The sequence below is a fragment of the Salinibacterium sp. M195 genome (assembly GCF_019443965.1).
In the GTDB taxonomy this organism is placed as follows: Bacteria; Actinomycetota; Actinomycetes; order Actinomycetales; family Microbacteriaceae; genus Rhodoglobus.
This window is the reverse complement of sequence record NZ_CP040814.1, coordinates 1,020,817-1,038,594: the sequence shown is the minus strand read 5'-3', so window position 1 is coordinate 1,038,594 and position 17,778 is coordinate 1,020,817. Positions and strand designations below refer to the sequence as shown.

Here is a 17,778-nt window from a genome sequence, read left to right as displayed (position 1 = left end):
CAGGAGCGCTGTGCCAGGGATCCCCGCGGCCCGCAACACAATGGCGGCACTGAAGCACCTCGCCTCCCGACCGGGACCCGTGCGGGCGTCGAGCCTCGCACGCGAACTCGGACTGCCCCGATCATCCGTCTACCAATTGTTGGCGGTCATGATCGACGAAGGCTTTGTGGTGCACTATCCCGAGGATCGAACCTACGGTCTCAGTGCCTTGGTGTCAGAGATTGGCTCATCAGCGTTGCGCAGCGAACGGCTGTCACGCCTCGCGACGACTCTCATGCACAGCCTCGCCAACGAAGCGCCCATCCCAGTCGTGGCGCACCTCGCCGTGCTCAGCGGCGCCGAGGTCAGCTACGCGGCGCGAGTACAAGGCATCCGCGCCCCGACGACCGTCTCAGCGGTGGGCGTTCGACTGCCGGCACACCTCACCGCGACCGGACGCGCAATGCTTGCCCAGCTCACCCCGCTTCAAGTGCGCTCCATCTATCCCTCGCGCAGTGCTCTCACTCGTCGCCAGTCCGCTGGACCTCAGACGCTCGCCGAACTCACTCAACTGCTCGCGACCACGCGCGAGCGCGGCTGGGCCAGTGAGATCGGTGACGTCACCGCAGACTACGCCTCGGTGGGCGCGGCATCCTTTGATCGCAACGGCTACCCCTCGGCCGCCATCGGGCTGACCTTCAGAACGGATGCCGTCGGCGAGCACTGGAGCGAGCTCGGCGCAGCAACCGTGGCTGCTGCCCGCGCCCTCACCATCCGATTGACCGGGCGCAGTTCGTAGACTTCGCCATCCGCGCAGAGAGCACAGGCGGAACAGGCCCAACAGCTTAAACGACAGAGGGCCGAGCCTTTCGGCTCGACCCTCTGTCTTAATTAGTGCTGGAGTTACGCCAGAACCTTGGTTACCTTACCGGCACCTACGGTACGTCCACCCTCACGGATGGCGAAGCCGAGGCCCTCTTCCATGGCGATGGGCTGAATAAGCTCAACGGTCATGTCAGTGGTGTCGCCGGGCATTACCATCTCGGTGCCCTCAGGCAACGTGATGACGCCGGTGACGTCGGTGGTGCGGAAGTAGAACTGCGGGCGGTAGTTCGCGTAGAACGGGTTGTGACGCCCACCCTCATCCTTTGACAGGATGTATGCGGTTCCCTCGAAGTTCGTGTGAGGAGTAACGGAACCAGGCTTAACAACAACCTGTCCACGCTCAACATCTTCACGCTTGGTTCCACGAAGAAGCAGACCACAGTTCTCGCCGGCCCATGCTTCGTCGAGCTGCTTGTGGAACATCTCGATACCAGTGACCGTGGTCTTCTGGGTCGGACGAATTCCAACAATCTCAACGTCAGAGTTGATGGCGAGAGTTCCACGCTCGGCGCGGCCCGTAACAACGGTTCCACGACCAGTGATCGTGAAGACGTCTTCAACCGGCATCAAGAACGGCTTGTCCTTGTCGCGGATGGGGTCAGGAACGTTCTCGTCAACAGCATCCATGAGATCCAGAATCGACTGAACCCACTTCTCGTCGCCTTCAAGAGCCTTGAGTCCCGATACCTGAACAACAGGAACGTTGTCGCCATCGAAGCCCTGGCTGGAGAGGAGTTCGCGAACCTCGAGCTCAACGAGCTCAAGGATCTCTTCGTCATCAACCATGTCGGACTTGTTGAGTGCAACCATCAGGTACGGCACGCCGACCTGCTTGGCCAGAAGCACGTGCTCGCGCGTCTGAGCCATGGGGCCGTCGGTCGCTGCAACCACGAGGATTGCACCGTCCATCTGAGCCGCACCGGTGATCATGTTCTTGATGTAGTCAGCGTGGCCCGGGGCGTCTACGTGTGCGTAGTGGCGCTTCGGGGTCTCGTACTCAACGTGCGAGATGTTAATCGTAATTCCGCGCTGGCGTTCTTCCGGAGCAGAGTCAATTGTCGCAAAGTCACGCTGCACGTTAGTCGCCGAAGGGAACTTGTCTGCAAGTACCTTCGAGATGGCTGCGGTGAGTGTGGTCTTTCCGTGGTCAACGTGACCGATGGTTCCGATGTTTACGTGCGGCTTGGTCCGCTCGAACTTGGCCTTAGCCACTGTGGGTCCTCCTCAGGACTTGGTTGCTCTGCATCCGACGACTTAACTCTGCCGAATGCTTCGCAAGTTGGTGTGTATCTATGTTAGTTGCGCGCTGGTAGTGCGGCGATTACTCGCCCTTGTTCTTTGCAACAATCTCGTCAGCTACCGCGCGGGGAACCTCAGAGTAACTGTCGAACGTCATCGAGTACACCGCACGACCGGAGGTCTTGGACCTCAAGTCACCGACATAGCCGAACATTTCCGACAGTGGTACGTGGGCACGAACGACCTTTACGCCGGTCGCGTCCTCCATGGACTGGATCTGTCCGCGGCGACTGTTAAGGTCACCGATGACGTCTCCCATGTACTCCTCTGGAGTACGAACCTCGACCGCCATGAGCGGCTCGAGGAGAACTGGGTCAGCCTTGCGCGCCGCCTCTTTGAATGCCATCGTGCCAGCAATCTTGAACGCCATTTCTGACGAGTCAACATCGTGAGCAGCACCATCGAGGATGATTCCACGCACGCCGACCATCGGGAATCCAGCGAGGATTCCGACGTTCATTGATGCCTGGAAGCCCTGGTCGATTGAGCCAATGTATTCACGAGGAATACGGCCACCGGTGACCTTGTTCACGAATTCGTAAACCTTGTCTCCGACAACTTCCATGGGCTCAAGCGAGATCTGGACCTTAGCGAACTGACCCGATCCACCCGTCTGCTTCTTGTGGGTGTAGTCGTGCTTCTCCACAACGCGACGAAGGGTTTCGCGGTACGCAACCTGCGGCTTACCAACGTTGGCTTCAACGTTGAATTCGCGCTTCATGCGGTCCACGAGGATGTCGAGGTGAAGTTCACCCATTCCCTTGATTACCGTCTGGCCAGTTTCCTGGTTCTGTTCGGTACGGAACGTGGGGTCTTCTTCAGCGAGCTTCTGAATGGCGAGACCAAGTTTTTCTTGGTCAGCCTTCGTCTTCGGCTCGATCGCTACCTCAATAACGGGCTCAGGGAACGTCATCGACTCAAGAACAACCTGGTTGTTCAGGTCACACAGAGTGTCACCCGTCGTAGTGTCCTTGAGACCGATTACCGCGTAGATGTGACCGGCGGTAACGCTCTCGACAGGAATTTCCTTGTTAGCAGCCATCTGGAAGATCTTCCCGATGCGCTCCTTCTTGCCCTTGGTCGAGTTAGCTACTGCCCCGCCCGAATCAAGGCGACCCGAGTACACGCGAATGTACGTAAGACGACCAAAGAAGGGGTGAACCGCAACCTTGAACGCGAGAGCAGCGAACGGCTCTGACGCGTCAGGCTTACGGATGATGATCTTCTCTTCATCGCGCGGGTCACTTGCTTCCATGGGAGGCACGTCAAGCGGCGACGGGAGGTAATCGATAACAGCGTCAAGCATCGGCTGAACGCCACGGTTCTTGAATGCAGAACCGCAGAGAACGGGGTAGATTTCGCTGTTTACGGTGAGCTTACGAATGGCAGCCTTGATCTCAGCAACGCTGATCTCTTCGCCGGCGAAGTAGCGCTCCATGATGGCGTCGTCGGTTTCCGCGACTACCTCGAGCAGAGCGGTGCGGTATTCCGCAGCCTTCTCCTTGAGGTCTTCGGGGATCTCTTCGATGGCGTACTTTGAGCCCATCTCAACGTCACCCTTGGAGTCTCCACGCCACGTGAGTGCACGCATTTCTACCAAGTCGACAACACCCTCGAATGCGGACTCGAGTCCGATCGGGAGCTGAAGAACGAGTGGGCGAGCGCCGAGGCGCTTCACGATGGTGTCTACCGTGTAGTAGAAGTCCGCGCCCATCTTGTCCATCTTGTTGACGAAGCAGATGCGGGGAACGTCGTACTTGTCGGCCTGGCGCCATACAGTCTCTGACTGCGGTTCCACACCCTCTTTACCGTCGAACACGGCAACAGCACCGTCGAGAACGCGGAGCGAACGCTCCACCTCAACAGTGAAGTCAACGTGGCCGGGGGTGTCGATGATGTTGATCTGGTTTTTGTTCCAGAAACAGGTCACAGCAGCAGACGTGATCGTGATGCCACGCTCTTGCTCCTGCTCCATCCAGTCAGTAGTCGACGCACCGTCGTGAGTTTCACCAATTTTGTGGTTTACACCCGTGTAGTAAAGGATGCGCTCAGTCGTTGTGGTCTTGCCAGCATCGATGTGAGCCATGATGCCAATGTTGCGGACCTTAGTCAGGTCGGTGAGCACGTCCTGTGCCACAGGTTCCTCCGAAAGTTTGATTGAAAAGAAAGAAACTCAATAGTGAAGCGAGTCAGACAAAGCCTGACTCGCTTCACTACGAGCAGCTACTACCAGCGGTAGTGAGCGAATGCCTTGTTCGATTCGGCCATCTTGTGGGTGTCTTCACGACGCTTTACAGCGGCGCCAAGTCCATTCGATGCGTCCAAAATCTCGTTGGTGAGACGCTCAGTCATCGTCTTTTCACGACGACCCTTTGCGTAGCTCGTGAGCCAACGCAAAGCGAGAGTGTTTGCACGGTGAGACTTGACCTCAACGGGAACCTGGTAAGTCGATCCACCGACACGACGCGACTTGACCTCAAGGGTCGGGCGAACGTTGTCGAGAGCCTTCTTGAGAGTGACAACGGCGTCTTGGCCAGTCTTCTCGGTTACGCCTGCGAGTGCGCCGTAAACGATGCGCTCGGCAAGGCCCTTCTTGCCATCAAGAAGGATCTTGTTGACAAGCTGGCTGACAATGGGTGCGCCGTAAACCGGATCCGCGACTACGGGACGCTTTGGTGCTGGTCCTTTACGAGGCATTACTTCTTATCCTTCTTCGCGCCGTAGAGGCTACGAGCCTGCTTACGGTTCTTAACGGCCTGGGTGTCGAGCGCGCCACGAACGATCTTGTAGCGAACACCGGGGAGGTCCTTTACACGACCACCACGGATAAGCACCATCGAGTGCTCTTGGAGGTTGTGACCTTCTCCGGGGATGTAGGCGGTGACCTCGGTACCGTTGGAAAGCTTGACACGAGCAACCTTGCGAAGAGCCGAGTTCGGCTTCTTCGGAGTTGTTGTGTAGACACGCGTGCAAACGCCGCGCTGCTGCGGGTTGGACTTAAGGGCGGGAGCCTTGGTCTTGACGACCTTCGGCGAGCGTCCCTTACGCACCAACTGCTGAATGGTGGGCACTAAATTACTCCTTGATTGTGCTGCACGGTGACAGCGTCATGATGGTTAGCATTCGAAGCTCTTCGCAGACCTTCGAGTTCATCTGGACCCACGCGCCAGCCGAACTGATCGGACGGTTTTGTGGATATGCCGTGGGGGTCAGCCAGAAGACTGAACCCTGTGGTGTGAAGTGACTTGAGCAAGAACCCCGCATTAGCGGTTTGGCCGATGGCACGGTTCAAGCGCACGACAAAGCACACACCTCAGAAAGAATAGCCCCCTAGCCCTAGCGGGGTCAAATGATCACAGCCCACGCGCAGCAAGCAAAACTGTCTGATCGGCGCGCGACCGTGGTTAGCGTTGCGCCGCAGACTTCTCAGCAAGCTCAGCTTCCCATTCTGCGCGGGAAACGCGGTTGCGCTCAGTGACCTTTCGGCCTCGCTTGGCGACGAGCGCACCGGTCCAGAGGGACACCTCACGACCAAGCAGACCGGCCGCAATAACGCGCGGATCCCCCAGCGCAGCGGCGAACATGACTTGGGCTTGATCAGGGGTGTTCTGGATGACCCCATTGATGAGCAAGAGCGCGCCAATCGTGCCGAAGTACACGACCAGACCCACGACGATGCTTGAGAAAACGTGCGCAGCCCAGCCGGCGCGGTTGACGATCAGCGCGATGATAATCGCGCCGAGGGCGAAGAAGGCGATGGGCACGTAGAACGAGGGCGCCTGCACGAAACCGAGAGCAACTACGCCACTATCGATGACCTCGATAATCACTACGGCAATGGCAAAGACGATTGCAAATGCGAGTGTCGATGCCAACGCAATGAACACGCCGAATCCGCGGTTTCCCGAAATCTTTGGCGGCGTGGGGGCGGTAACGTACACCACGCGAGGTTCATCGGATGCCGTTGGGCTTGTCGTGTCTGCGGTGACGGGCTCCGCCTCCGCAACAATCTCAGGCTCGTACGCAACCGTAGGCTCCGCGAGCGGTTCGGCCTCAGCCTCAACCGTTGCGTCGTCGTAGACGGGAAGGCCAGCGGACGACGATGACTCGACGTCGGGCTCCACGAGGGGCGCTGCGGTGGTCGCCGCGGTGCTCTCGGATTCCGTCTCGTCGACGACTACGGCATCCTCAATGTTGTCGTGGTCTTGCTTGGAAGAACCACGCTCTACAGATGGATCGGTCATGACTGATGCCTCCTCTTGCCAGCGACTGATGAGTTTAGTCTACTGAAGCAAGACTCAGAAATGAGAAGAACGCCACGACCAAGGGGCCGTGGCGTTCTCGACTCACCCTGTTCGCTAGCTCTCGGTCTCTCCCGAAGTCGCCAACGGAGGCGTGTTGTTCTGTAATACGTACACCGATCCGAGCAGAACCAGGTCGAACTCACCGCTTTGCGGTGCCACCCGTATTTCGACGGACGTTACCGACATTGATCGCTTGTTCGCTTGCACGGCGTTCACAAAGCTATTGAGCGCTGCGTACGATCCTGTGGCGGTGACGCTTATCCCGAGCGAAACCAGCCCAGGAACCGAAGGGACAGTCTCTGCAGATTGCGACGCCCCAGGCTCGACCGCTGGCGCCTCAGCAGCATCATCCGTTGCTTCTTCGCCTTCGACCGGAGCGGCCGGAACCGTTGTATCGACCGGCCCGACAGCTTCCGTTGCCGTGACATAACCAACGGTCACCAAGGTCACGCCAGCCGCCGCGGCAATTTGTGCAAGTTGGCTTCCATAGACAGACGACTCATGCGTCGACGGAACAGCGAGCTGGACTGCCGCCAGATCGGCCATCAACTTTTCCGAATTATCGGACAGCTCCTTCAGCGCGGCAAGCTCGTTTGCCTTAACCGTGTTTTGGAGCTCCACAGATTCAAGCTCGGAGTCAGAGTTCGTGGCAGAGGTCAGCGCCGGCGAGACTCCACCGACGTATCCAAGCACCAAGATGAGCAGCACCGCTACCGCGCCGATAACATTCCACAGCCGGGTCATGGTCATGAGCCGTCCTCCTCGTTAGTGGTGCCCGGCGTTGGCTCAGGCGACGTGGCCGGAGCCGGTGTTTCAGCAGGTTGTTCCGCTGATTCTTCCTCCGCTGCCGCGTCGTCTTCTTCGGCAACAGCGTCAAAACGATGCAATAAAGCATCCGTGCCGACGAACACGGACACGGTTGCGGTGAGTCCACCGTCTTCATTCAGGCTTGTCGCAACGAGCGCGGCGTCAAGCACGCCATTGAGACTGGGCAACGCGCGGACCCAAACATCGACGGCTGACTGGGATGGTGCGCTCACTTCGACGCTGAACTTCGCCATGCCCGCAGGATCAAGCGGCGAAAGTGACTGGCCGTATTCCTGAAGCGGAGTGGCCGTATCAAACACGAAGGATGTGACGGCCATACCGCTGCTGAGTTTGGTGCCGAGCCCATCGGTGAGTGATTTCACCGAGACCTCGGTAGAGAGCGCAAAAATCCGTGCAGCTTGTGTCGATTGCAGCAACTGATTCGCCGAGCGAACTTCGTTGTATTCGCCCTGTTGCGCTGTCAGTGACAGTGTCAAAGCTCGAGCATTCTCGAGGCTGATCGCGCGCTGCAAGGCATAAAGATTCGCCGCAGCAGCAGCCAGGATCACCACACCGAGAGCGATGAGGGCGATAAAGATTGCCCGACCTCGTGCACGGGCCGCGGCCTTACGCTGACCGACTTCTGGAGGTAACAGGTTGACTGTTGGCGGGTAGGCGATCGTGATTTTTACCTCGCGTCGCACCGTAGGCTTCTTGTCGCTCATGCTGATACCCCCGTCACAAGTCCCAGCGCTACCGACATGTCTTGAGCATCGCCGCTGCCCTTGAGGCCGCGCGCGACGGGGACCAGAGAGAAAGGATCTGGTTGAGATGCTGGCACTTTGGTGAACTCTGCGACCGTCTCAGTGAGCCCCAGCAGTTTTGAACCACCGCCACTCATGACAATTCGATCGATGGCACGATTTGCGCGAGCGTTCTGGAAGTACTGAATCGTGGCGCGAATAGCCAAAAGGGTTTCGTTCACGAGCTCAAACGACACTTCGAGCGCTGGGCGCTGCTCCGCTGTCGCCCGAGCTGCGACGACGCCTACAGATCGCTTGATGGCTTCGGCGTCGCGAGCAGAAATGTCCATGCGTTGCGAGATCCCCTTGGTGATGTCCGCTCCGCCGTTCGGCAAGAAGCGCACAAAGTGTGGCACGTGGCCGTCTAACGCGACCAGGGTCGTCGTTGCTGCGCCGATGTGAACCAACAGAGTGGTCAAGTTGGCGGACTCCGGATTGGAGAACAGTCGAGTGAGGGCGAATGGGGAAAGATCGACGTTTGTCGGACGAAGTGCCGCAGCGGTGACCGCATTCACGTTCACGAGAATCGGCGCTTTAATCGCGGCAACAAGCATGCCCTGAAGCATGGGCCCAGTCTCACCCTCCGCTTCACTCGCCGGATAGAAGTCGAGCAGCGCCTCCGTCGCAGGAACAGGCAACAGATCCTGTACCTGAAATGGGAGCGACTCCCGAACTTGATTCAACGGCAGCCGAGGCACGGTGATGTCTCGCGCAACGACTTTAGAATTGCCAACGCCGAGCACAACATCCCGAGTCTTGATTCCGGAACTTGACCACAGTTTGCGGATCGCTGCAGTTACCGTTGCGGCGTCGATGACTTCACCGGCTCGAACGGCACCGTCAGGCAACGGCACCTCGCCGAAGCGCAGAATCGTTGGTCGTTGATGGCCCGGATTTTCGACTTCGACAGCACGAATTGCTGTCGAGCCGATGTCCAGCCCTACTAGTTTCTTTCCCATAGTTCCCCCCAGACGACGGTCAGCTAAGACCGACCGCCACCATATATCCATTCCAAATTTGTGCGCCGAATGCGATACCTAACCAGGCCCCGGCAATCATCCACGGGCCGAACGGGATTGCCGTGCGTCGACGCGCACGTCCAATCACGAGCAGCAGTATTGCGAATAGTCCCCCAAGCAAGAACGCAGCAAAAGCGCCGACAGCAAGCACGCCCCAGCCGAGCCAGCCGAGGTAAATCCCCAAAACGGCAGCAAGTTTCACATCGCCCATCCCCATACCGCGCGGAGAAATCAGGGCGACGATGAAATAGAAGACAAAGAGTGCGACGCCTCCGACGAGCGCGCCAAGCAGCGCACCCCAGTTTCCGGTGCCCGCGCTTGCAACAGCCAGAAGAATTATCCCGACGATTATGGAGGGCAGAACGATCTTGTTCGGCAACGTCTGGGTATCGAGATCGATCAGCGTCAGGGCGATCGAGATCGCAGCAAGATACAAGAATGCGGGAAGCGCCCAGAGGAGCGCTGTCTCGGCGCCAACGACCGCGGCGATAATGCCGAAGGCGATCGCGGTGCTCGCCTCGACAAGCGGGTAGCGCGGCGAAATCGGCTCGCCACAGTCGCGGCACTTTCCCCGGAGGATCAACCAGCCGATCACCGGCACGTTGTCGTACGCCCTGATGGCGTGCTCACACCGTGGGCACGCGCTCGGCGGGCTCGTAATTTTCTCTCCGCGAGGTACTCGCCAGACAATCACATTGAGAAACGAACCGACGGCTAGTCCGATCAACACCGCAAAGATAACAAGCAGAGCGGTAGCGGTCATGGCGTTGGCTTGCCCGTGCTGTCGTAGGCCGGCTTCACTTCAATCCACACGTTCACACCATAGGTGGTCGTGACGGGCGACAAGAACTTTGGCGGTGCCGTATAGAGGAGTCGATTGTCGTAGACATAGTTCTTCGTGTAACCGCCGCTGCCGCGCTTCACAATTCCCCGGAATTTTTGGGCGATCGCGCCGTTGACAGTGAGGGTTCCACGACCGCTTCCGGTTCCAGGGTTCTGGACGGCAAATGTATGACCAACAGAGAGGATTGCGGCATCGATGCGTCGGCCGGAGTCGCTGAGAATGGTGGAGTTGTAATAGCGCGGGTCATACACCGGGTTCCACACCCACACCGCATCGTTTCCAACGAGTCCGAGAACGTCAGAATCAGCGCTCTTGTACTTGATATCGCCGGTGACGTAAATGTACCGTTCCGCCGACAGCGTCGCTTGACCGTTCACCGTTCCCTTGACGAACATGTCCCCAGTCTTGCAACCATAGGCGTCGCTCTCTGCCTCTTCGTACCTAACGGGGTATCCGATACCGTTGCCGTTACCGTTGCGGTCGGTCGAGCCGTCTTGGCCTGTGCAGGTAAGCCCGGCTGGCTTCTCCCATGACCGCCACGAGTTCGGGTCGCTCGATACCGCTGGCACGTTTTGCACATAGATCACGTTGTTCGCCGGCATAGTGAAAGTATCGCCAGAGTTCTTGACGATTCTTGTGACGTCGCCGCACTCTGCCGGGGTGGAGCCACTCGTGGCTGGCGATCCGACGATTCTGGTCTTCTTCGTCCACGGCGAGAGAACGGTGATCGTGCCGTTCGAGTTCATTGTGATTTGAGTCGGGCCGGTGTAGAGGCAACCCGGCCGTGGAACCCCGTCTGAGGCAAGGTCAGTTCGAGTCTCGCGCAGGTGCTGAGAGTTCGTGGCCGGCATCCCGATCACGGGCTGAAAGCTTGGCGATCCGTCTTTCTCGAAGTTCTGGCCATTGCAGCTGTATCCGTTGGAATCCTTGGGCGTGAAGCGCAAACCGCTCGTCGGCTTGTAACTCGTCGTCACGTCGCCCTTGAACGTTGCTTGGCACACGCGAAGAGTGTCATTCGAGTGCGCCGGACCATCTATAACGTCACCAGATCCGAACGCAATTTCTCCACAGTTGCTGCCTCGCCCCGCCCAGGCATACTTCAGACAGCTGCTTGAGGCTCCCGACAGCGCGGGATCTTTGATCTCGTAGTCAGTGAAGTAAAGGAAGTCAATGAACCCAGATTGGCGAAGGTCGGCAACGAGGCTGCGCGTCTCACCGCCCACTTTTCCCGTAGACCGGATTCGTACGATTCCACTTCCGGAATACTGCGAATTGTCGACTTCATAGCGGTACTGCGAATCGCCGTTTCCTCCGGGAACGACTGCCCACGTCTCCGAAACTGCCGTGTTGAAGGCGGGGTTTACGTTGCTGCTATTGGGCAGACGCACGCTGCTCCCGGTAGAGATCGAGAACTTTGCCGCAGGGTTGCCGTACTGAATATACGACGTGTCTTCGGAGAGCCTGCTTTGGTAGTCTTCGACGCCAGCGTAGGCAGCAGCCAAGGAGGCCGACCACTCTTCGGTGGCGGCAGATTGACGGAAACCGCCAGTGGCGTAAGTAACTGCAGTCGTCACGAGAAGTCCGAGGACGAGAGTCATTCCGATCACCATCGGCAGTGCTGCACCCCGCTCCCCCGCGATTCGGATACGTAAGAAACGGATCATTGGTTTGTTCCAATCCTTGAACGGCCGAGATTCGGGATTCCCACCGTATTTTCGAGAGTCGCCGTTTGAGCGTTGCCCGTCGGATCTGTCTGCACCGTCATACTGACCTTGACGGCAGCGATGGTTGCGAGTTTGTCGTCAGGAATCTTGCCGCCTACGAGCGCAATTGGCAGGTTCTTCGCATCGAAGAACGCAAACACTGGGGCGGTTCCAGCGGCAATCTGCCGGACTACGGTTCGCTGAGATGCCGCAGTGTTGTTGAAAGTGAAATATCCGCTCGACGAGACGATCGAGGTCCACCGTCGCTCTTGGAGGGTGCGATCAGCGGTAATCGAGAACTCAACTCGAACGGGCTTCGGCGACGCTGCTTCCGTATCCAAAAACGCTTGGAGAACTACGCGATCCGGAGCCGCCACGCTGAAGACCGGATCATTGGTCTGCCGACCTGAGACAGGAATTTCGGTTCCTGAACGAACAACTCGCGTGAGCTCATTCATGGCGACAGCAGCCGCAGCCGTGTTCGATGACGCCGATCGGTCCTCAGTGAACGACCGCGAGAAAGAAATGAAGATGGTCATGATCATGGCCAGCAGCATCGTGAGGAGAGCCATCGTGACGATGAGCTCGCTCAACGTGACACCGGTCTGATCTCCAGCAAGTCGACGCACCCGAGAAAACAGAGTGTCACGAAGCCGCGTGATCATGATGCAACCCGCGGGTCAACAACAACGGTTCCGGCAACGGAGGTCGAGCCTCCGAGGATCGGGCCGAGGATACTGCCGATGGGGTTCCACGATCCGAACAATCCGGGAGTTTCGAGCCGCCACGTTCCGTAGGGAAGAGCAATCTTCGTCGTGCTGTTCTTTATCGTGTCAAAGGTAAGAGTGACATCTGTCGTGCAGCCAGGATCGTCACTTCCGGTCACAGGAGCAACAGATACCGCTCGAATCGTCGCGCCACTTTGGCCCGGGATATCGACATACCCCATCGGCACAACGATGTCTGCTGTGCCGCCAGGAACGGTCGCGACGGGAACAGGCTGAGGCGATTTATAGGTCACTCCTCCGACTACGGATTGTGGCCACTGAGCGGGATCTCGAGAAGCGCAATACTTTGCGGTGCTCGTAGGATCTGTTGGCTTCGCTGCATAACCTCCGGCTAAGCCTACGTAGCCAGACCGCCACGGAAACAGGGCGAGGCTGCGGCTGAGGTTCGATGACGATGAGGTTGAAATGTATGGGCCATATGAACTGACGAACGACGTCGACATGTCCTTAGGAATTTGCACACCGGTGGGAGCGGGATTGGCGAGGTACTTCACGTTATACGTAGCAGCCTGGTCGAAGTTGAACGAAATTGAGGCAGCACCACCGGCAGAAACCTGTGCCAGCTTGCTCGGCGCTGTCGACTGACCGCTGTCAGTGATGAATCCGGAACGAGTGACGGTCACGTCATAGTTTCCTGGCACTACTTTCAAGACGTAGGTGCAGCCTTGAACGTCAGTGGCCGGCACGACCTCGGTGAGGTTCTCCGCACCATCCCGAGGCGAGGAGGGTGAGGCACTCACGGTGACACCCGAAATACCGTCGCCAGCTCCGCCGAGAACAGACACTAGGATCGTGCCCAGCTCTGGATCATTGATTCGTTTATCCGGGGCAAGCAACGTGTCGAAGCGCACCGGCTCGGTGCCCTTGCGCATATTTGGCCAGGTGACCTCGACATTGACGCGCTTGTACTTGAGTGCGCCACCACCAACACCGCAGACCGTATTCGTGTTGCCAGAGGCTACCCACTGGGTGGAACGCTTTACCGTGAAGACGTCGCCATTGAGCGGCTTCGTATAGGTGTCATCGAAAAGTGTGAAGATGTCGCCGGCGTCTCGAGCCAAGTCAATTTCTTGAGAGGCGAGGTTAGTGGCGACAATGCGAGCGCGATTGTCTCGGGTGACAGAAAGCACTGTCGCGAGTGTTTGGAGGACGCCGAGCGAGACGACCGCAAAGATCATCATCGCCACGAGAACCTCAAGAAGGCTCATGCCTGCGTCGGAGCTACGCAGTCGCTGCAGAAGCCTGTGCATGATGAGCCCTTTCGTGCGGGTAGTCAGGGTTTCGGGTAACGCTGGAGAGATGGGTTCTCTCGGGAGAGCGATCACTCTCCGAATGTGAAACGGGGCGCCGCCGCTTGGCGACGCCCCGTTCACTGTCTAGCTAGGTGTTAGGCCGGCGGCGTAACCGTGGTTGCAGTATCCGTGGTCTTACCGGTCTCGCTGTCGTACTTCCAAGTCTTGCTGTCGTACTGGGCGTGGCTCACGTTGAACACGTAGCTGTTGCCGTCAGTAGCGGGAACAACGGCCAAAGTGACCGCTTCGGTCTTCTTGTAGCCATTGGCGCCCAGCTTGGTGTCGTCGAGGAGATCGAACGAACCGTTGTTGCCTACCGCGTAGGTCTCAGCAGCGATAACCGCGTTAGCGATGTCGGACTTGACCTGTGATTCCCAAGCGCCCTGGCGCTGGTTCAGGAAGAAGGGGATGGCGATCGCGGCAAGGATGCCGATGATCAGAACGACAACGAGGAGCTCTACGAGAGTGAAGCCCTTCTGGTCGTTTTCGAGGTCGTTGCGCTTGGTGCGCAGTGCTTCATGCATGCGAGTAATCATTGGTTTTCCTGTCTGTGGTTCGGATCTTGGACAGGGGCCCCCAGAAAAAACAAGCTTCTCAGCCCCCCACAGAAATACTCTCAACATGTGGGCTTGCTGAGAATCCCACGAACGGGGGTAAACCGCGTGAATACTGCCCCCAGTCTGAGGGGCGACACGCGCGTCGCCTCCCGAAATAGCCACAATTTGCGTGATAAGTGCAATCGAACACCCGCTGGAGCGCGGCCGTTAAAGCCAGATGGGGACGCTAGCGGCTCGGGCCGCTGCGTCCCCATCTGGGGCTGCTAGGTGTTACTTGATCTGATCGAAAATGGCGAAGATGGGCATGTACAGCGCGATGACCATTACGCCAACGATCGCGCCAATAACACCAATCATGAGCGGCTCGATGAGAGCAGTCAGCTGTTCGGTCGTCTTCAGAACTTCATCGTCGTAGAAGTCAGCGATCTTCGAGAGCATGACCTGCATTGAGCCGGCATCCTCACCGACCGCCACCATTTGGGTAACCATGGTCGGGAAGACACTCTCGCGCGCCAGCGGCGCGGAGACAGACTGACCGGAACGCACGGCGTCAGAGACCCGACGGAGAGCCTCTTCGATTACGTAGTTTCCCGACGTCTCGCCGACGATGGAGAGCGCCTGGAGAATCGGGACACCGGCCCCCAGCATCGTTCCGAAGTTGCGAGTGAAGCGCGAAATCGACACTTTGCGGAAAAGCGGACCGAAGACCGGCATCCGCAATTTCCACGGGTCAACAAATTTGCGCACTCGCTCAGTGTGTTTATTCTTCCTCCACCACACCGAGAAAACGACTCCAACAACAATGAGAATCGGAGCAACAAACTTCATCGCGGCCGACATCCAGACCAGAATCTGTGTGAGCAGCGGCAACTCGCCACCAAGATCGGCAAACATTTCCTCGAACACCGGAACGATGAAGATGAGCATTCCCACCACGGCAAGAATTGCCATGATCAGAACCACCACGGGGTAGGTAAGCGCAGACTTGATCGTTCCGCGAAGCTTTACTTCGCTCTCGAAGTTGTTCGCGATCGACTCGAGCGCGTCATCCAAGAACCCACCGGTTTCACCCGCGCGAACAAGGTGGATCATGATCGGCGGAAAGACGGTACCGTGCTTGGCGAACGCGTCAGACAGCGTTCCACCGGTTTCAACGTCCTGGCGGATTTCCCCAAGCGCTTTAGCAAGCGTCTTGTTTTCGGTTTGTTCCGAAAGAATCACTAGGGCGCGAATCAGTGACAGACCCGAAGAGATCATCGTCGACATCTGGCGGCTCATTACCGCGAGATCATCGAGACCGACGCCCTTCTGCAGAAAACCGATGTTGATCTCCATATTGAGACCGGTGCCAGCACCAGCCTCAGCTACGGAGATCGGGCTAATCTCCATGGCGCGAAGGCGCGTAAGAACTTGGTTCTCGTTCGCTGCGTCGATGCGGCCCTTGACAATTTTTCCCGACTGGTTGCGGGCTTTGTATTCGAAGGACTTGGTGGTGGATGTCGGCGCAGCCATTAGTTTGTTCCCACAGCCGAGCTCTCGCCCATCAGTCGGTGCATACCTTCGGGGTCGTGAGCCTTAGCCATTGCGGCCTCCTCGGTAATTGCTCCAGATTTCGCGAGACCAGCGAGGTGCTGGTCCATCGTGTGCATTCCTGCACCACGACCGGCCTGCATTGCCGAAGGAATCTGGTAGATCTTTCCTTCACGAATGAGGTTGCCAATAGCGGGAACCATCGTGAGCACCTCGGTGGCCACAACACGACCCTTGCCACTCGCGCGGCGAACAAGCGTCTGACAAATAATGCCCTGCAGCACGGCAGCGAGCTGGGTGCGAACCTGGCCCTGCTGGTGCGGCGGGAAGACGTCGATGATGCGGTCAACAGTTTGAGCGGCATCCTGAGTGTGCAGTGTTGCGAACACGAGGTGGCCGGTCTCTGCCGCGGTCAATGCAATCGAGATCGTTTCGAGGTCTCGAAGCTCACCAATCAGAATGACGTCGGGGTCTTGACGCAGCACGTGCTTCAGTGCCGCCGTGAACGAGTGAGTATCGCGGCCGACCTCGCGCTGGTTGACCAGCGACTTCTGGTTGCCGTGCAAGAACTCGATCGGGTCTTCCACCGTGACGATGTGGTCGGCGCGAGTGCGGTTCACTAGGTCGATCAGCGCGGCAAGCGTTGTCGACTTACCCGAACCCGTTGGGCCGGTCACCAATACGAGGCCACGAGGCAGGGTCGCGAACTGGGAAACAGATTCCTGAATACCGAGATCCTTAAGCTGCTTGATCTCGGTCGGAATGATTCGGAACGCGGCGCCCATGTTGCCACGGTCCATGTAGAAGTTCACCCGAAAGCGTGCAGCCTCAGAAAGTTCGAACGCGAAGTCAAGCTCAAGGGCTTCCAGAAATTGAGCTTCTTGCTTCTCGTCGAGAATGCTGAACAGTGCGGCTCGAGTGCGGTCTTTGTCCCACTCGCCAGCGCCCTCGAGAGGCTGAAGACCACCGTCAACGCGAATCATCGGCACCGCAAGCGAAGAAATGTGGAGGTCAGAAGCGCCCGTGTAGACAACCTCTTTAAGGGCCTCGATGAGGTCCGGATCGGAACCTTCCTTAGCCGTCAGATCCATGTCAGGACGCAACTCGCGTTCCTGCTCAACGATCTTAGGCACGGAAAGCAGCTGGGACTCCCGCGGCGGCGCGATGGTCTCTGCCGTCTCGGCGCCGAATCCACTCGTGAAGGTCAGCAGCCCTTCAGCCGCGCCGGGCGGCGGGAAACTTGCAAGCTGTTCAGTAGCCGCATCGGTATCTGGCAGATCAAAGAGTCGCGTCTTGGCATCGCCAGCAGAATTCAGTTCGTCATCAATGCTCGCTGCGGCCACTGGGGCTGACGGAATCGGGTCTTCCGCATCAGTCGCGTCAGAAAAATAGGGCACCTCGGCCGCCGTCGGAGAGGGTGTCGCGGCTGCTGCCGGCACTGGTGCCGGCACTTCTGTCGCTGCGGGAGGTGTCGGCGTCTGTGGCATCGAAGCACCAGCTGCCGAGGTAGCGGCAGACGTCTGCGACATCGCCCCTGCTGCAGCCTGACGGAAAAGCTCGTCAAGAGAGTCGATCGATGTTACGGGTTCAGTTGCCATGCGACGCGCACGGCGTCCGCCCTCCGCTGCGTCATCTGCCGCCGGCATCGACGACCCAGAAGTCGTGGACGCTGCGGGCTCAGCCATGGGCGACGCTGCCGGCGTCGAGGCTGCCGGCGCTGAAGTCGGAGCTGAAGTCGGAGCTGGCGTCGGAGCCGGCATTGCGGGCCCCGGCATTCCGGAGGTGTCACGGCTGTTGATCGAGCCAGAAGGCGGCGGGATCGTCGGCAGCGGCGAGGCCGGAACAGTCGCGGCTGATGCGCTCGGGGCGTTACCCGTCTGAGCCCACTCGGGAAATGGTGGTGGCGATGCTTGGGGGCTGCTCGGGCCGGGAACACTGGTTCCCGCTGCCGGCGGCGGCGCATTCGTC

General features: G+C 58.5%; 17 protein-coding genes. 2 read left to right on the top strand and 15 right to left on the bottom strand.

Going from position 1 to position 17,778, the window contains the following annotated elements; genetic code table 11:
- The first annotated feature begins 10 nt into the window (after positions 1-10).
- The gene (locus FFT87_RS04890; RefSeq protein WP_219950223.1) at positions 11-778 is read left to right on the top strand and encodes an IclR family transcriptional regulator; all 768 of its coding nucleotides are present in this window, start codon (positions 11-13) and stop codon (positions 776-778) included.
- A gap of 104 nt (positions 779-882) precedes the next feature.
- Here FFT87_RS04890 and tuf read toward each other — a convergent pair whose 3' ends face one another.
- The 15 genes from tuf to FFT87_RS04815 form a co-directional block, all read right to left on the bottom strand.
- Positions 883-2,076 carry an elongation factor Tu gene (tuf, locus tag FFT87_RS04885; protein ID WP_219950222.1) on the bottom strand — a complete coding sequence of 398 codons (1,194 nt, stop codon included), beginning with the start codon at positions 2,074-2,076 and terminating at the stop codon, positions 883-885.
- Between the two features lie 109 nt (positions 2,077-2,185).
- Complete coding sequence (fusA, locus tag FFT87_RS04880) at positions 2,186-4,300, bottom strand: elongation factor G (RefSeq protein ID WP_304612874.1); 2,115 nt, start codon at positions 4,298-4,300, stop codon at positions 2,186-2,188.
- Positions 4,301-4,389: 89 nt separating this feature from the next.
- Complete coding sequence (rpsG, locus tag FFT87_RS04875; RefSeq protein WP_010203848.1) at positions 4,390-4,860, bottom strand: 30S ribosomal protein S7; 471 nt, start codon at positions 4,858-4,860, stop codon at positions 4,390-4,392.
- Entirely contained in the window at positions 4,860-5,234 is a 375-nt protein-coding gene (rpsL, locus tag FFT87_RS04870; protein WP_097060154.1) for a 30S ribosomal protein S12, read from the bottom strand. Before rpsL ends, rpsG begins: the two co-directional genes overlap by 1 nt.
- A gap of 333 nt (positions 5,235-5,567) precedes the next feature.
- Positions 5,568-6,407, bottom strand: a complete 840-nt coding sequence (locus FFT87_RS04865; protein WP_219950221.1) for a hypothetical protein — start codon at positions 6,405-6,407, stop codon at positions 5,568-5,570.
- A 114-nt stretch (positions 6,408-6,521) separates the two neighbouring features.
- Positions 6,522-7,217: a hypothetical protein gene (locus tag FFT87_RS04860; RefSeq protein ID WP_219950220.1), complete on the bottom strand. Its 696-nt coding sequence runs from the start codon at positions 7,215-7,217 to the stop codon at positions 6,522-6,524.
- A complete protein-coding gene (locus FFT87_RS04855; RefSeq protein ID WP_255560063.1) occupies positions 7,214-7,999 on the bottom strand; it encodes a fimbrial assembly protein in 786 nt (261 codons plus the stop codon). The genes FFT87_RS04860 and FFT87_RS04855 overlap by 4 nt, the downstream gene beginning before the upstream one ends.
- Positions 7,996-9,036: a type IV pilus assembly protein PilM gene (gene pilM, locus FFT87_RS04850; protein WP_219950219.1), complete on the bottom strand. Its 1,041-nt coding sequence runs from the start codon at positions 9,034-9,036 to the stop codon at positions 7,996-7,998. The genes FFT87_RS04855 and pilM overlap by 4 nt, the downstream gene beginning before the upstream one ends.
- Before the next feature lie 19 nt (positions 9,037-9,055).
- Positions 9,056-9,859, bottom strand: a complete 804-nt coding sequence (locus FFT87_RS04845; RefSeq protein WP_219950218.1) for an A24 family peptidase — start codon at positions 9,857-9,859, stop codon at positions 9,056-9,058.
- Positions 9,856-11,604 (bottom strand): hypothetical protein, encoded by a 1,749-nt coding sequence (locus FFT87_RS04840; RefSeq protein ID WP_219950217.1) that lies wholly within the window; start codon positions 11,602-11,604, stop codon positions 9,856-9,858. Before FFT87_RS04840 ends, FFT87_RS04845 begins: the two co-directional genes overlap by 4 nt.
- A complete protein-coding gene (locus tag FFT87_RS04835) occupies positions 11,601-12,308 on the bottom strand; it encodes a PilW family protein (protein WP_255560062.1) in 708 nt (235 codons plus the stop codon). Before FFT87_RS04835 ends, FFT87_RS04840 begins: the two co-directional genes overlap by 4 nt.
- On the bottom strand, positions 12,305-13,681 hold the full coding sequence (locus FFT87_RS04830) for a prepilin-type N-terminal cleavage/methylation domain-containing protein (RefSeq protein ID WP_219950216.1): 1,377 nt from the start codon (positions 13,679-13,681) through the stop codon (positions 12,305-12,307). Before FFT87_RS04830 ends, FFT87_RS04835 begins: the two co-directional genes overlap by 4 nt.
- Before the next feature lie 137 nt (positions 13,682-13,818).
- Positions 13,819-14,259 carry a prepilin-type N-terminal cleavage/methylation domain-containing protein gene (locus FFT87_RS14685; protein ID WP_304612873.1) on the bottom strand — a complete coding sequence of 147 codons (441 nt, stop codon included), beginning with the start codon at positions 14,257-14,259 and terminating at the stop codon, positions 13,819-13,821.
- A gap of 291 nt (positions 14,260-14,550) precedes the next feature.
- Positions 14,551-15,792 (bottom strand): type II secretion system F family protein, encoded by a 1,242-nt coding sequence (locus FFT87_RS04820; RefSeq protein WP_219950215.1) that lies wholly within the window; start codon positions 15,790-15,792, stop codon positions 14,551-14,553.
- Positions 15,792-17,408 carry a type IV pilus twitching motility protein PilT gene (locus tag FFT87_RS04815; protein WP_304612872.1) on the bottom strand — a complete coding sequence of 539 codons (1,617 nt, stop codon included), beginning with the start codon at positions 17,406-17,408 and terminating at the stop codon, positions 15,792-15,794. The genes FFT87_RS04820 and FFT87_RS04815 overlap by 1 nt, the downstream gene beginning before the upstream one ends.
- Between FFT87_RS04815 and FFT87_RS04810 the strand changes: the two genes are divergently transcribed.
- The gene (locus FFT87_RS04810) at positions 17,407-17,691 is read left to right on the top strand and encodes a hypothetical protein (RefSeq protein ID WP_219950214.1); all 285 of its coding nucleotides are present in this window, start codon (positions 17,407-17,409) and stop codon (positions 17,689-17,691) included. The genes FFT87_RS04815 and FFT87_RS04810 overlap by 2 nt on opposite strands.
- Positions 17,692-17,778 lie beyond the last annotated feature (87 nt).